This is a genomic window from Priestia aryabhattai, assembly GCF_023715685.1.
Lineage (GTDB): Bacteria > Bacillota > Bacilli > Bacillales > Bacillaceae_H > Priestia > Priestia aryabhattai_B.
Genome location: NZ_JAMBOQ010000003.1, coordinates 638,830 through 652,688 on the forward strand (window position 1 = coordinate 638,830; position 13,859 = coordinate 652,688).

General features: G+C 38.1%; 17 protein-coding genes. 10 read left to right on the forward strand and 7 right to left on the reverse strand.

Annotation, left to right across the window (positions count from 1 at the left end; translation table 11 throughout):
• Positions 1-29 precede the first annotated feature (29 nt).
• From M3225_RS16345 to M3225_RS16365, 5 genes are all read left to right on the forward strand, one after another.
• Positions 30-1,214, forward strand: coding sequence for a pyridoxal phosphate-dependent aminotransferase (locus tag M3225_RS16345; RefSeq protein WP_251395384.1), 1,185 nt, complete (start codon positions 30-32; stop codon positions 1,212-1,214).
• A gap of 155 nt (positions 1,215-1,369) precedes the next feature.
• A complete protein-coding gene (gene asnS, locus M3225_RS16350) occupies positions 1,370-2,662 on the forward strand; it encodes an asparagine--tRNA ligase (protein ID WP_251395386.1) in 1,293 nt (430 codons plus the stop codon).
• Between the two features lie 336 nt (positions 2,663-2,998).
• Positions 2,999-3,706 (forward strand): DnaD domain-containing protein, encoded by a 708-nt coding sequence (locus M3225_RS16355; RefSeq protein ID WP_251395388.1) that lies wholly within the window; start codon positions 2,999-3,001, stop codon positions 3,704-3,706.
• 146 nt (positions 3,707-3,852) lie between these two features.
• Positions 3,853-4,524, forward strand: coding sequence for an endonuclease III (gene nth, locus M3225_RS16360; protein ID WP_251395390.1), 672 nt, complete (start codon positions 3,853-3,855; stop codon positions 4,522-4,524).
• Complete coding sequence (locus M3225_RS16365; protein WP_251395392.1) at positions 4,511-5,011, forward strand: YpoC family protein; 501 nt, start codon at positions 4,511-4,513, stop codon at positions 5,009-5,011. Before nth ends, M3225_RS16365 begins: the two co-directional genes overlap by 14 nt.
• Before the next feature lie 35 nt (positions 5,012-5,046).
• On the opposite strand, the gene M3225_RS16370 is transcribed toward M3225_RS16365, so the two are convergent.
• Both M3225_RS16370 and recU read right to left on the reverse strand, forming a co-directional pair.
• On the reverse strand, positions 5,047-7,881 hold the full coding sequence (locus M3225_RS16370; protein ID WP_251395394.1) for a PBP1A family penicillin-binding protein: 2,835 nt from the start codon (positions 7,879-7,881) through the stop codon (positions 5,047-5,049).
• 63 nt (positions 7,882-7,944) lie between these two features.
• Complete coding sequence (recU, locus tag M3225_RS16375) at positions 7,945-8,544, reverse strand: Holliday junction resolvase RecU (RefSeq protein WP_013082333.1); 600 nt, start codon at positions 8,542-8,544, stop codon at positions 7,945-7,947.
• Between the two features lie 73 nt (positions 8,545-8,617).
• Between recU and M3225_RS16380 the strand changes: the two genes are divergently transcribed.
• The gene (locus tag M3225_RS16380; RefSeq protein ID WP_251395396.1) at positions 8,618-9,613 is read left to right on the forward strand and encodes a DUF2515 family protein; all 996 of its coding nucleotides are present in this window, start codon (positions 8,618-8,620) and stop codon (positions 9,611-9,613) included.
• Positions 9,614-9,624: 11 nt separating this feature from the next.
• Here the strand turns inward: M3225_RS16380 and M3225_RS29955 are convergent, their stop codons facing one another.
• On the reverse strand, positions 9,625-9,726 hold the full coding sequence (locus tag M3225_RS29955) for a hypothetical protein (RefSeq protein WP_016763465.1): 102 nt from the start codon (positions 9,724-9,726) through the stop codon (positions 9,625-9,627).
• Between the two features lie 227 nt (positions 9,727-9,953).
• Here M3225_RS29955 and M3225_RS16385 point away from each other — a divergent pair, with 227 nt between their 5' ends.
• The gene (locus M3225_RS16385) at positions 9,954-10,208 is read left to right on the forward strand and encodes a hypothetical protein (protein WP_251395398.1); all 255 of its coding nucleotides are present in this window, start codon (positions 9,954-9,956) and stop codon (positions 10,206-10,208) included.
• Between the two features lie 45 nt (positions 10,209-10,253).
• Positions 10,254-10,604 (forward strand): YppE family protein, encoded by a 351-nt coding sequence (locus M3225_RS16390; RefSeq protein ID WP_251395400.1) that lies wholly within the window; start codon positions 10,254-10,256, stop codon positions 10,602-10,604.
• 94 nt (positions 10,605-10,698) lie between these two features.
• On the opposite strand, the gene M3225_RS16395 is transcribed toward M3225_RS16390, so the two are convergent.
• Positions 10,699-10,869 carry a hypothetical protein gene (locus M3225_RS16395; protein WP_164797456.1) on the reverse strand — a complete coding sequence of 57 codons (171 nt, stop codon included), beginning with the start codon at positions 10,867-10,869 and terminating at the stop codon, positions 10,699-10,701.
• Positions 10,870-10,994: 125 nt separating this feature from the next.
• Entirely contained in the window at positions 10,995-11,189 is a 195-nt protein-coding gene (locus M3225_RS16400; RefSeq protein ID WP_013056115.1) for a YppF family protein, read from the reverse strand.
• A 230-nt stretch (positions 11,190-11,419) separates the two neighbouring features.
• On the opposite strand from M3225_RS16400, the gene M3225_RS16405 reads away from it, so the two are divergent.
• A complete protein-coding gene (locus tag M3225_RS16405) occupies positions 11,420-11,833 on the forward strand; it encodes a YppG family protein (protein WP_013056116.1) in 414 nt (137 codons plus the stop codon).
• A gap of 31 nt (positions 11,834-11,864) precedes the next feature.
• On the opposite strand, the gene M3225_RS16410 is transcribed toward M3225_RS16405, so the two are convergent.
• The gene (locus M3225_RS16410) at positions 11,865-12,011 is read right to left on the reverse strand and encodes a hypothetical protein (protein ID WP_251395402.1); all 147 of its coding nucleotides are present in this window, start codon (positions 12,009-12,011) and stop codon (positions 11,865-11,867) included.
• 149 nt (positions 12,012-12,160) lie between these two features.
• Complete coding sequence (locus tag M3225_RS16415; protein ID WP_251395404.1) at positions 12,161-12,586, reverse strand: CotG/ExsB N-terminal domain-containing protein; 426 nt, start codon at positions 12,584-12,586, stop codon at positions 12,161-12,163.
• Positions 12,587-12,757: 171 nt separating this feature from the next.
• On the opposite strand from M3225_RS16415, the gene M3225_RS16420 reads away from it, so the two are divergent.
• Positions 12,758-13,843 (forward strand): CotH kinase family protein, encoded by a 1,086-nt coding sequence (locus M3225_RS16420; protein ID WP_251395406.1) that lies wholly within the window; start codon positions 12,758-12,760, stop codon positions 13,841-13,843.
• The last annotated feature ends 16 nt before the right edge of the window (positions 13,844-13,859 follow it).

Below are 13,859 nucleotides of genomic sequence, written 5' to 3' on the forward strand. Positions count from 1 at the left end.
ATAGCTTTAGTTCATAGGGGGAGATTTTAGTGAAGTTAGCAAAACGTGTATCAGCATTAACGCCATCATCAACATTAGCGATTACAGCAAAAGCGAAAGAATTGAAAGCGGCTGGTCATGATGTGATTGGACTTGGAGCAGGGGAACCTGATTTTAATACGCCACAGCACATTTTAGAAGCGGCTGTCACAGCAATGAATGATGGTCAGACAAAATATACGCCAGCAGGCGGCCTTGCACCATTAAAAGAAGCGGTAATTGAAAAATTCAAACGCGACCAAGGCCTGACGTATTCACCTTCTGAAATTATTGTTTCTACAGGTGCTAAGCACGCACTGTATACGTTATTTCAAGTTCTATTAGACGAAGGTGACGAAGTGATTATCCCAACTCCTTACTGGGTAAGTTATCCTGAGCAAGTAAAGTTAGCAGAAGGCACACCAGTATTCGTTGAAGGTTCTGAAAATAACGAATTTAAAATCACACCTGAACAATTAGAAGCGGCTATTACTGCTAAAACCAAAGCTGTTATTATCAATTCACCAAGCAACCCAACAGGTATGATTTACACGAGAGAAGAGCTTCAAGCTTTAGGAGAAGTTTGCTTGAAGCACAATATTTTTATCGTATCAGATGAAATTTATGAAAAGCTTGTGTATGGTCAAAATGAACATGTATCGATTGCACAGCTTTCACCAGCGTTAAAAGAAAAAACAATTATCATTAACGGTGTTTCTAAGTCACATTCCATGACGGGCTGGCGCATTGGATATGCGGCTGGTGATGCCACAATTATTAAAGCGATGACAAACCTAGCGAGTCACAGCACGTCAAATCCAACATCTATTGCTCAATATGCCACAATTGCCGCTTATAACGGCACTCAGGAGCCGGTGGAAATGATGCGACAAGCTTTTGAAGAGCGTCTAAACGTGATTCATGAAAAGCTGATTAACATTCCAGGATTCTCATGCTTAAAACCACAAGGTGCTTTCTATTTATTCCCTAATGCAATTGAAGCTGCAAAGTTAACTGGTTTTGATACAGTTGATGCATGGGTAGAAGCTATTTTAGAAGAAGAGAAGGTAGCGCTAGTACCTGGATCAGGATTCGGTTCACCTGAAAACGTACGTCTTTCTTATGCTACATCATTAGATCTGCTAGAAAAAGCAGTGGAACGCATTCATTCATTTATGACCCGTCATATGAAATAAAAAGGATTATATCTAGAACAAAAAGAGCCTTTTAGCACAAACTACACGTGTTAAAAGGCTCTTTTTGTTTGTTACTTGTTATTATGTTTGTCGAAATGTATAATAGGATGGCATACATAATTACGAAATGTAAGTTTTTTGGAGGGATATTAATCGTGAAAATTACGATTTCAGAAGCAAGCAAGCATGTAGGAAAAGAAGTAACAATCGGTGCTTGGTTAGCGAATAAACGTTCAAGTGGTAAAATTGCCTTTTTACAGCTGCGCGATGGATCTGGATTCATGCAAGGGGTAGTTGTAAAAGCTGAAGTAGAAGAAGAAACTTTTAAATTAGCTAAATCTATCACGCAAGAATCATCACTATATGTAACAGGTGTGGTACGTGAAGATGAGCGTTCACCGTTTGGCTATGAGTTAACAGTTACAAGCCTTGAAGTTATTCATGAAGCTGTTGATTATCCAATTACGCCAAAAGAACATGGAACAGAGTTCTTAATGGATAACCGTCATTTATGGCTGCGTTCTAAACGTCAACATGCTGTTATGAAGGTTCGTAACGAAATTATTCGTGCAACGTATGAATTCTTTAACGAAAACGGGTTTACAAAAGTAGATCCTCCAATCCTAACGGGAAGTGCTCCTGAAGGCACAACAGAATTATTCCACACGAAATACTTTGACGAAGATGCATACCTTTCTCAAAGTGGACAGCTTTATATGGAAGCAGCAGCAATGGCGCTTGGAAAAGTATTTTCATTCGGTCCAACATTCCGCGCTGAAAAATCCAAAACACGTCGCCATTTAATTGAGTTTTGGATGATTGAACCAGAGATGGCTTTCTACCAATTCGAAGATAACTTGAAATTACAGGAAGAGTATGTGTCTCATGTCGTACAGTCTGTTTTAGCCAACTGTAAGTTAGAGTTAAATGTACTAGGCCGTGATACATCTAAGTTAGAACAAATTAAAGCGCCATTCCCGCGTATTTCGTACGATGAGGCTCTTAAATTCTTACATGAAAAAGGATTTACAGACATTCAGTGGGGAGATGACTTTGGAGCACCGCATGAAACGGCTATCGCAGAAAGCTATGACAAGCCGGTATTTATTACACACTATCCAACGTCATTAAAACCGTTTTATATGCAGCCAGATCCAACAAATGAAGACGTAGTATTATGTGCAGACTTAATCGCACCAGAAGGCTACGGAGAAATCATTGGAGGCTCTGAGCGTATTCATGATCAAAAGCTTTTAGCTCAGCGTGTAGAAGAGCACAAATTAGATACAGAAACGTATAAGTGGTATTTAGAGCTTCGCAAGTATGGCTCAGTTCCGCATTCAGGATTTGGTTTAGGTCTTGAGCGTACAGTAGCATGGATTAGCGGCGTAGAACACGTTCGTGAAACCATTCCATTCCCACGCTTATTAAACCGTTTATACCCGTAAGGAAGTGAAAAAAGTATTCTGACTCCTGTAGTCAGGATACTTTTTTAGCTTTTTTGATGAATCATACAAAGAAAAGAAAAACGAGGCTTTTACCTATATCAGAAGGAAACAAAGGTAAATATAGAAGAGACTCTAACTTAAAAGGGAGTTGCAAATCTTGAAAAAATAAGTTAGTGTAATATTTTTGGAAGAAAGTCATCGTTCAGATATGTTTTATATGTGCAGATCAATGGTGCGGTTTCAGCGGAAAGTTTTACATAGAAGCTTTTTTAGCTTCGAATAATTATTACTTTGACTATAAACTTCATGATATACTAACTACTGAGGTGTTCGGATATGAAAAAAGAAACGTTAATTGAATGGTTTGAACAAGGCACAGTTTCGATTCCGAAGCTGTTGTTTAATCACTATAGCGATTTGGGAATGAACGAAACGGAATTCATGACGTTAATGCATATTTATGTTTCCATTGAAGGCGGTGAGGGTTTCCCGACACCTAACGAATTAGCGGCAAAAATGAGTATTTCAAGTGCTGTCTGTATGGATACGCTGCGAGCATTAATTCAGCGCGGTTTTTTATCCATTGAGCAAGATCAACAGCAAAATGCCCTTATTTGTGAACGTTATTCATTAAAACCGCTTTGGGAAAAGCTTATTCATCATATGATGCAAGAAACAAGAGAAGTAGAAAAAAGCGAAGAAGAACAAGAAGAGCTTAATTTATATACAATGTTTGAAAAAGAGTTTGGCCGAGCGTTGTCTCCGTTTGAATGCGAAACGCTAGCGATGTGGATTGATCAAGATCATCATGATCCCATTATTATTAAAGCGGCACTAAGAGAATCGGTGATGTCTGGAAAATTAAACTTTCGGTACATTGATCGTATTTTATTTGAATGGAAGAAAAATGGTATTCGGACAATTGATCAAGCCCGTAAGCATAGCCAAAAGTTTCGTCAAAATCAACAGCCCAAAAAACTACCGTCTGTTAATCCTTCACAGTCTACATCAGCCATTCCTTTTTTTAACTGGCTAGAGCAATGAAATGACAGGATAAAAAGCTGCTTCAGGATCCAAGTAATTGAATCTTGAAGCAGCTTTTTTTAAAAGAATATGGGCAAAAGTAGCATTTGACAGGAACCCTATTGTAAAATAGGAGGGAACTACCTGTAAGAAGAAGGAGAACTAGTATGTTAACGTTAAAACAAATCAGACAGTGTCTAGATGCTATGGCGGAAATGTTTCCTGACGCTCACTGTGAATTAAATCATCGAAATCCCTTTGATTTAGTTATTGCTGTAGCGCTATCTGCTCAGTGTACAGATGCTTTAGTCAACCGCGTAACAGCGGATTTATTTAAGAAATATCAAACGCCTGAAGACTATTTAGCCGTTTCGTTAGAAGAGCTGCAGCAAGATATTAGATCAATCGGCTTATATAGAAACAAAGCTAAAAATATTCAAAAGCTTTGCCGTATGCTGATTGATGAATATGGAGGAGAAGTTCCAAGAGATCGTGATGAGCTGACTAATCTCCCAGGAGTAGGGCGAAAGACGGCTAACGTTGTTGTATCTGTAGCTTTTGGAGTACCATCAATAGCAGTAGATACGCATGTAGAACGCGTGAGTAAACGCCTTGGGATTTGCAGGTGGAAAGATTCTGTTTTGGAAGTAGAAAAAACGCTGATGCGAAAGATTCCGAAAGATGAATGGTCAGTTACGCATCATCGCCTTATCTTTTTTGGACGCTATCATTGTAAAGCACAGTCTCCTCAATGTCATGTCTGCCCGCTTCTTGACCTTTGTAGAGAAGGAAAGAAACGAATGAAAGGAAAAGAGAAGAAGACAGATGTTATCAATTGAAGTGCCGTCACATTTTATATACGAACCATTCTATTCAAAAGAAGATCGGATGCTTGAAGTAGATGCAAAGAATGGAAGGTCTTTTTTTGCTTATGATATTTTATATGATGTACACAAGGAAACGAAAACACCTTGGAGAGATGTTCAAAAGGACATACGGCCATTTTTTGAGAAGTGGGAAACTCAAAAGGAAGAGCTGCATATGCTTTTTTCTCAGCGAAAAGCAAAAAAAGCAGCTCCTTATATGAAACAAGCAGCTGCTATGTACATTAGTTTATTGTTTTGGATTAATGGACAGCCCGTTCGACGGTTAAATCAACTGCAGGAAGATATAGCAGATTTAACCTATAAGCCTATTAACTGTGCTGAGAGGCTTATGTTTTTATTGCAGCGAGTTTCTTCTTATCAATCCTATATTCAGCTGACAGAATTATTTAATGAACTGCGTAAGCAATATGCAAAAATGCTTATTTTTCATAAAAAATAAAGCCCCTACACGTGTAGGGGCTTTTTACTGCTACGTTAATTTTCAGTTGTTGGCTCTTGCTGCGGTGTAGCAGGCGTAGCAGGTGTTGACGGCGTTGATGGTGTAGCAGGTGTTGACGGCGTTTGACTTCCTGAGTCACTTCCACCGTTGTCTGCTGGAGGAGTTGTTGTGCCTCCGTTATTATTGTTGTTACCGCTATTACCATTGTTAGCATTACCGCTATCATTATTGTTATTATCGGTATTTCCGCTATTGTTTCCGCCGTTATTGTTGCCATTATTGCTGTTTTGGTTATCGTCCGGTTGCGTAGATGAATCGTCACCTTGATCAGAGCCGTTGTTTTGATCAGTGTTGCTATTGTCTTCATTTTGATTATTGTCCGTTGTTCCATCATCTTCAGGCTTAGTAGAATCATCTTCGGTAGCTTGATCTGATGAATCAGGAACTTTTACAGAAGAACTAGCGCTTTCGCCCGTATTTGTTGTTACGGTGAAACTATACGTTGCGCCTGGTGCGGGGCTGGAAATTGTTTTTCCACCGGCTCCTGCGCCAGATGCGAGTTGTTCAGAACCGCTAGGTGATGACATTGTGACGGTAAAGGTCGTATCACTGGCTGCGTTTGACGCTGACCAGTTAACAGAAATTGCTCCTCCGCTATACGAAGCAGTAATTTTTGGCTTCACATCTTTATTGTCTTTTTTGTCCTCTTTTTTATCTTCTTTCTTTTCTTCTTTTTCTTTTTCTTTTTCTTTCTTCACAAATGTTTGAGATACTTTTGTCGGTGCAGTACCGCGTACAAAGTATTCTTTAGTGATTAAGCTCGAAGGAGTAGAGCCGCTTGGACGTTTTAAGTCTTTGCCTGTTGGTTTTTCCACAGAACGTTCAACTACGCTGTCCGGCTGTTTGAAACTTCCTTTAGGTTTGCCTTCAGAAATATGAGTAATAACATGCTTAAAGATATTTTTTGCCATGCCTGTTTCACTAGCACTTAAAATATAGCCGTCTTTAGCAGTTTCATAGCCTGTCCATACGGAAATTGTATAGTTTGGCGTAAATCCATTAAACCAAACGTCTTTTTCACCAGCGTCTGGAATATTGTATCGTTTTTTCTCATCAGCACTAAAGTTTGAAGTTCCTGTTTTACCCGCAATTTCTAATCCTGGTGTACGAACAGCACGAGCTGTACCATATGATTCGTTTACGACAGATTTCATCATGTCCGTCATCATAAATGCCGTATAATCTTGCATTGCACGTTTTGATTTTGGCGTTAAATCAATTTCTGTTCCGTCAGGGAATTTTACTTTTGTAACTGTATGAGGTGCATTGTACACACCTTCATTTGCAAAAGCGCTGTAAGCTCCGGCCATTTGTAGAGGCGTAACACCAGTACGGAAGCCCCCAATAGAATAAGATTCAGAATAAGCTTCGCCGTCTTCCTCGTCTAATTTCAGCCCAAGGCCTGTAGCGAACTCTTTTGCTTTGTCCGCACCAGTTGCTTGGAACGCTTTTAAAGCAGGGATGTTCAGTGAGCGCCCTAAAGCTTCACGCGCTGAAACCCAGCCTTTATAGTTACGTCCAAAGTTTCGGATTGGCGTGCCGTTTGAATAATGATATTCTTCATCTTTTATCGGTTGTCCAGTGGACCACTTTAAGTTCTCAATCGCTGGACCGTAATCTAAAATCGGCTTAATTGTTGACCCGGGCTGACGTCTCATATTCGTTGCAAAGTTTAAGCCGCCAGATACACGATTACGTCCGCCTCCAATCGCTTGAATACCGCCTGTTTCATTATCTACAACGACAAGACCTGCTTGGAATTTATCGTTCGGGAAGTTAACGACTTTGTTATTCATCACATCATCCACATAGTCCTGAGCATCAGTGTCAAGCGTTGTATAAATTTCTAAGCCCGCAGAAAATGGATCCGCGTCTGTTTTCTTTTTTACTTCCTCGATTACTTGATCAATAAATACATCGTACTTAGATGTTGATTCAGTTTGTTTAGCTAAGTGAGCTTGTACATCTACTTGTTTTGCTTTGTCAGCCTCGGCTTGTGTAATGAAGCCGTTTTTAGCCATTAAGTTTAATACTGTGTTACGGCGTTTAGTAGCATTCTCTGGATTTGTAACTGGGTTATAAGTAGTTGGCGCTTTTGGTAAGCCTGCCAACATAGCAGCTTCATCAAGAGTTAAATCTTTTACGCTTTTAACTCCGTAGAATTTTTCGGCTGCTCGTTCAATACCGTATACTTCACCTGATGCGAAATATATTTTGTTTAAATACATTTCAAGAATTTGTTGCTTCGAATATTTACGCTCAAGCTGGTAAGCTAACCACATTTCTTGTACTTTACGTTTAACCGTCTTCTTTGGTGATAAGAACGAATTCTTTACCACTTGCTGAGTAATCGTACTACCGCCCTCAGCACCGAAGCCGTTTTTAAAGTTCGCCATTAATGCTCCGCCAATACGGTAAAAGTCGACGCCGTGATGTTTATAAAAGCGAACGTCTTCCGTAGCGATAAATGCGTTTTTGACGACTTGAGGGATTTCATCGTATTGCACATATGTACGTTTTTGAGCTCCAATTTCTTTTACAACTGTCTTTCCATCGTTTGCATATACTTTAGATGAAAAAGAGTTTTTTAATACCGAGTCATCAACTTTTGGAGCATCGCTTATCATAGCAAAAAAAGTTCCCACTCCGGCAATGAGCCCGATGATTCCTATCAGTAAAACTGCGGCAACAATTTTACGAAATAGGCCTCCTTTTTTCTTCTTTTTCGGTTTTCCTTGAGATTTACCTTCTGGTTTGTTGTCATTCATAGCTCTTCGTCGTTCTTCACGAGAGCGATAATTATCTGACATAAAAACTCCTACCTTTCAACACATTGTAAGAGAATGATTTCCGTAAACATATATATCATACTCTTAAAAGTATAATTTATCTATAGTTTTTATGTAATCGATTCTCGGATGGTAACCAAGTTCGATGAAATGTCCTTTTTTTTCAATATCTGCCTTAGGGATTGATTTTCGTCCATCTTTTTTCATGGCATCCCAATAAGGAAAAAGGAACTGTGCTTCGAACAAGTATATTTCTTGTAAAGTAGAGAACATTAATATAACGAAACAAATCCCGTTTTGTTTCACAATTTGCTTCATATGTTCAATTTGATGTTCATGAAAATTACGCAGCGGAAATGAGGTTTTATTTCTCGTTTCTTTTGCTTCAAAGTCAAGGTATTTTCCTTTATAGACTCCGTTATAGTCTGTAGTAGAAGCCTGCTTAAAATAAGCTTCTTTGATAACAGCGGCACTTCTCTTCGGATAGTCTACTTTTACAATTTGAACAGGGGTTGGTTTTTTGTGAACAATGGCTATTCCTTTTGAAACATAGTATTCGTTTGTTTCGTTTAAATCGTCCTCCAGCGTCATACCACGATTGCTATAGCTAGCTTCTAGCTTTTTAGGGGAAGGACTGCTGGTATTTAATGGCTTATAGGCCTTTCCGTTAGGATAGCGAATCATAACCATCACTCCTTTAGTGTAAATCTATTAAACAAACAAATTCTATTATACCAAATCCTACAAATAAAAATAGATGAAAGAAGATGAAGAGATGTCACTCAATAGTTCGGAACAAGCGCTGTTGACGGCGATTAAAAAAACAACAGACAAGCTGAATATTGATAATATATCAAGAACCCAAGCTTATGCAACTTTTTATCATAGATATCCTGAAGTAAAGTGGGCATTTCTCGCAAGTATGGTATCACGCAACGCAGGGTGGAATATGTGTGATTTGCAAGGAGAAAAAATGAAAAAAGCGTTATCAAAGCAAAGGCGCGATTTATTATTTTTAACGTATGAAAGAGCAAATTGGCTTATTTTTAAAGACGCCTTTCCACAATTACTATTGTATGCTGTTTCGCGTAAAAAACATGTCTCTTACGTTCATTTACTTCCCTATTTAAATGTTTCATCTTTTATCGAGGAGAAGTGGAGACAATTTATGCAGAGACCTTGTGAACTGCAGCTTATTCATGCGTTAATTGTGAATGAGCAACATGTTATTCAAAAGCCCGTTATTGAACAGCCTTTTTATCAAGATAGAGTGTTTAAAAGTATGCTGTTTTTTTTTCAAGATATATTTCACTTCAGTTCCGTCCTTTTTCCTACTACAAAAGGGGAGCTATACGGCTGTTCTGTTCATGATTTTACAAAAGTAAATAATCGTATTGATTTGGGGAAGAAATTAGCGGCTTTATTATTTCATGAAAAATATTATCCCTTGTTTTATGAATTTTCTTTGAAAACAAAGCATACAGGTTCGAGATACGATTATGAGCAGTATTTTTTAAATGAAACCAGTTGTTGTACACCTGCTCTTAGAAAGGTGTATCCGGCTATTAGACATCACGAAAAGAAGAGAGAAAAGTGGTTTTTAACGAAAAAAGACGAACGAAAGCTCATGAAAAAGCCGCCTTTTCCAAAGAAAGTTCATTTTACAACATGGTATCTTCAAAAACAAAAGCAGCTACATATATTAATGAAAGTAGCGCAAGTATTTAATGTAAATAAAAACGGTCACAAGTGACCGTTTTGTTCTTAAGTAGAAGGCTGGTTAGGACCGTTTAACTTTTTAGGATCACCGTAGGTTTTTGTTTCAGGCTTATTTTTAGGCTGTGATTTTTGCTGTTTGTTGGCCATATCTAGGCACCTCCTATCATGTTTTAATGAACGTTCAGCAGCAGAATGTATCCGCTTAACTGAAATGTCTATACTAGTGTTTTCAATATGGTCTCTTTCGATTCACCATAAATGAAAATGTCGAAAACATCTTTCTTTGACGAATAGAAACTAGTTTTGTCATGTGTGAAGGGACAATGAAAAAAAGGGAGAATACGTTATGCAAAGGAAAATTTGGAGGGATGGCGATGAAACAAAGTATGGTTAAAACAAGCGAAATGATGACTTTATTAGATAGCTTACTAGAGCAAGTAGATTTAGTGGATAAAACGATGTCTACATCTATAAATGAAGCATTTACACATTGTGAAGAAACATATATGGAACAAGTTCATCGCATTGACCAATCACTGCAAGAAATTGAAGTAGCTGTGTATGAAAGCATGCCTTCCGGAACAGAATGGGGTAGAAGCCGAAGAGAAATGGTTCTTCATACAGTATAAAGATTGTTTATGTTACAATAGTCATCGTAGAGGTGACGAATAACGATGAATGAAGATGTGAAAAAAAGTACGGAGAACATGTTTCAATATAATGAAGTAGCTGTAGAACGATTAGCGTCTATTCAACAGGAAGAAAATTATGAAGTGAAATTTTTTGAAGAAGTAAAGCCTTATGGAGATATTTTCTTCAAAGAACTCGATGAATGGGCTAGTCTTGTAACGGAATGGCTGAAGAAGGATCGACCAAAATATATTCATGTTAATCAAGTAGAGACGTTAAAAGAAAATTTACAAAACGTTGTACTACAGTCATTTTATCCCGAGACGCGAGAAAAGCGATTTAAAAAGATGTATCACTCAAACAAGTATGTGCTCGAGTCGATATTGAATAATTAAATCCCGGCCTTCCGTTAAGATCTACAAGGTGGGGATTTTCTATGGAGGCCTAAAGAGGAAACTCTTTAGGCCTTTTATCATTATCAATAAAAAGTTAATCAAAATCTTTTTGAGGTTGGATAGAAACAGCTGGGTGATCTTGTGAAGCGACTGTATCGATATGATAATCAACTTTTTCGGTATGTTTAGAAGCAACGGCGTTATTTGTTTTCGTTACTGCGCTTTGTCCTTGCTTTTTATGATCAAAATGTTTTCCACGACTCATGAGATAGACCTCCTTTATTGAATACTACATTAAAGCTTTTATAGTATAAACAAGTCAAAAAAGAAGTATGTGTTCCCTTTATAGGAAACAAAGAAACCACCGATTTCTCGGTGGTAGTAAAAAAATTAATCATCTTGTGCACTAAAATCGGGCTTAGTAGCTCCAATTTGTTCGAGTTCACGCACAGCGGCTTTGTAATTCATAGGAGTTAAAAAACCTTTTAAATACTGCTGCTGGGCAAAATCGAGTAATTCATTACTTGACTGCGGCTCATATTGTTTCACCGCAATAAAAGCTTCTTGAAGTTCGTTCACATACATGTAAATTCCCTCCTAATCCCCATTTGTGCCACTACGTATAGGTAGTATCACTTGTTCTTATCGTACCATATATTTAAATAATCTCGTTTTTTTGAAAAATTTAAACTTTCGACAGAAACCTACATATTTTCGAATGTGGTTTCCAAAAGTACAAGTAGACGAACGTCACCTCTTATTTCTGCATACATACTATATATTATGTAATATTAAAAAGGAGGTATTGATTTTGCATGTATACAAGTAAGCACTATCCGTATTATGAGCAACATCAACCAGAACGTTTTGATTTAAGTCAGGTACATCCATTTCCACAGTATCATCAGCAGCCATGGACGGAAGCTTATATGCCGCAACATCCGTACGCTCAGCAACAAATGCCTTTTGGTCCTCAGCAAATTCCCTATATGAACGGAATGTACCAGCAGCCCATGTACAATAATGCTGGTGCGCCTTTTAATCCATACCCTAAAGCTCAGCAGCAAAAGCCCCAGCCTTCTCAATTTCAGTCATTAATGTCTCAGTTTAAATCGAGTGATGGCAATTACGATATGAACAAGATGATGAATACTGCGGGGCAGATGATGGGAGCCATGAACCAATTAACATCTCTAGTAAAAGGATTTTCCGGGATTTTCAAAGTGTAAGGACTAGAAGGTGTTTTCTAGTCCCTGCTTATTATTTTTCCTTTTGATTTTTCAAATAGGTTTCTCCAAGAAGTGTAAATACTTCATTGTAAGTTAATCCAGACTGAGCATTTAAACGTTTGACTTCTTCGACATCTGTTGTTGATGAAGTTGAAATTTGATGCTTGTTTTTTTTCATAAAACCTCTCCTTCTTTATGATGTAAAATGAATAACATCCCATCTTAGTATATTTCCAAATGTGCCCCTTCTATAAGTGGAAAAAAACGCCGAAGACACTCATGGTTCTTCGGCGTTTTTTTTGCAATAAAGATGATTGTTTAGGGAAATTAAGAACGACGAGAGCGACGAGTAGAACGACGAGAACGGCGAGTAGAACGACGAGAGCGACGAGTAGAACGACGAGAGCGACGAGTAGAACGACGAGAGCGACGAGTAGAACGACGAGAGCGGCGAGTAGAGCGACGAGAACGGCGGGTAGAACGACGAGAGCGGCGAGTAGAACGACGAGAGCGGCGAGTAGAACGACGAGAGCGGCGAGTAGAACGGCGAGAACCGCGAGTAGAACGGCGAGAGCCGCGAGTAGAACGACGAGAACCGCGAGTAGAACGGCGACTACTGCGGCCAGTGCTACGAGAAGAGCGACGCCGTCTTGTTAGTGGGCCGGCAGTTGGCTCTTGAAACATAAAAGATTTTAGTTCTGTACATTCTAGAGCTTCAGCAGCCTCTTTAATTTTTTCAGCTGTAATATGCAATACAAAAACCTCCTTTTCAATTGGACTAGGTCTTGCATTAATAGAATACGCGCTGATGCTTGTCCTTGATATAAGTCAAAAGTGGAGTTTGCGGAAATAGTTGATGTGATGGGGTATCATGGAGAATTTGCCCTTCATATACTTTAATAATTGAAGAAAGGTGGTCGAGTAATGAAGCAAAAAGAAATTCCTCAATACGCTCTGTTTGTGAATGTAAAAGATTTAAAGGAAATGCAAAGAGATATTTGGTCAGAAGAAGCGTTTCAGGCAACGATGAAGTTTAATAAAAAACGTTACGATATTGATTTGTTGCTAAGAGGCTCCCATATTCGGAAGATGAAGAAAAAGTCATATTATATTGAATTTTATTCTCCAAAAATATTTCAGCGTGCCAAAGAAATACACTTGAATGCTGAATACAAAGATCCATCGCTTATGCGCAACAAATTGTCCCTCGATTTTTTCTCCTCCTTAGACGTTTTATCTCCTCACTCTCAGTTTGTCACTCTTAAGATTAATGGGAAAAATGAAGGGATATATCTTCAGCTCGAATCGGTAGATGAACTATTTTTGAAAAAAAGAAATTTAGCGGATGGATCCATATTTTATGCAGTGGACGGAGATGCTAATTTTTCTTTGATGAGCGACTTGGATAAAAAGCCGAAAACGACTTTGTTATCTGGATATGAAGATAAAGCAGTAAAACAAGGGGATGAGGAAAAATTAGAAAAGTTTATCTTTAATCTTAATACATGGACAAATACAGAATTCGAACAGAATATTGATAAGTATCTGAACGTCGACTGTTACTTATCTTGGTTAGTTGGCATTATTTGTATGCAGAATTACGATGGTTTTGTCCATAACTATGCTCTCTATCTAAATCATGAAAGCGGGCGATTTGAACTGATTCCGTGGGATTATGATGCAACTTGGGGAAGAGATGTAAATGGAAAAGTAATGGAGGGGGACTACGTCCGTGCACAAGGATTTAACACGCTTACAGCTCGCTTATTGGCAGTAGATAGCATTAAAAAACATTACATTCAAAAAATGAACAATGTTCTAAATAATCAATTTACAATAGAACATATGAAACCAATCATTTATCAACTGCATGAGTATATCACTCCTTATGTATTAAAAGATCCTTACGTAAAAGATAACATGGAGCAATTTTATAAAGAACCCGACTTTATGCTGTCTTTTATAAAAGAACGAACAGCGTATATTAAAAATAACCTTTTGACTCTTTAAATATGGATAGATTTAT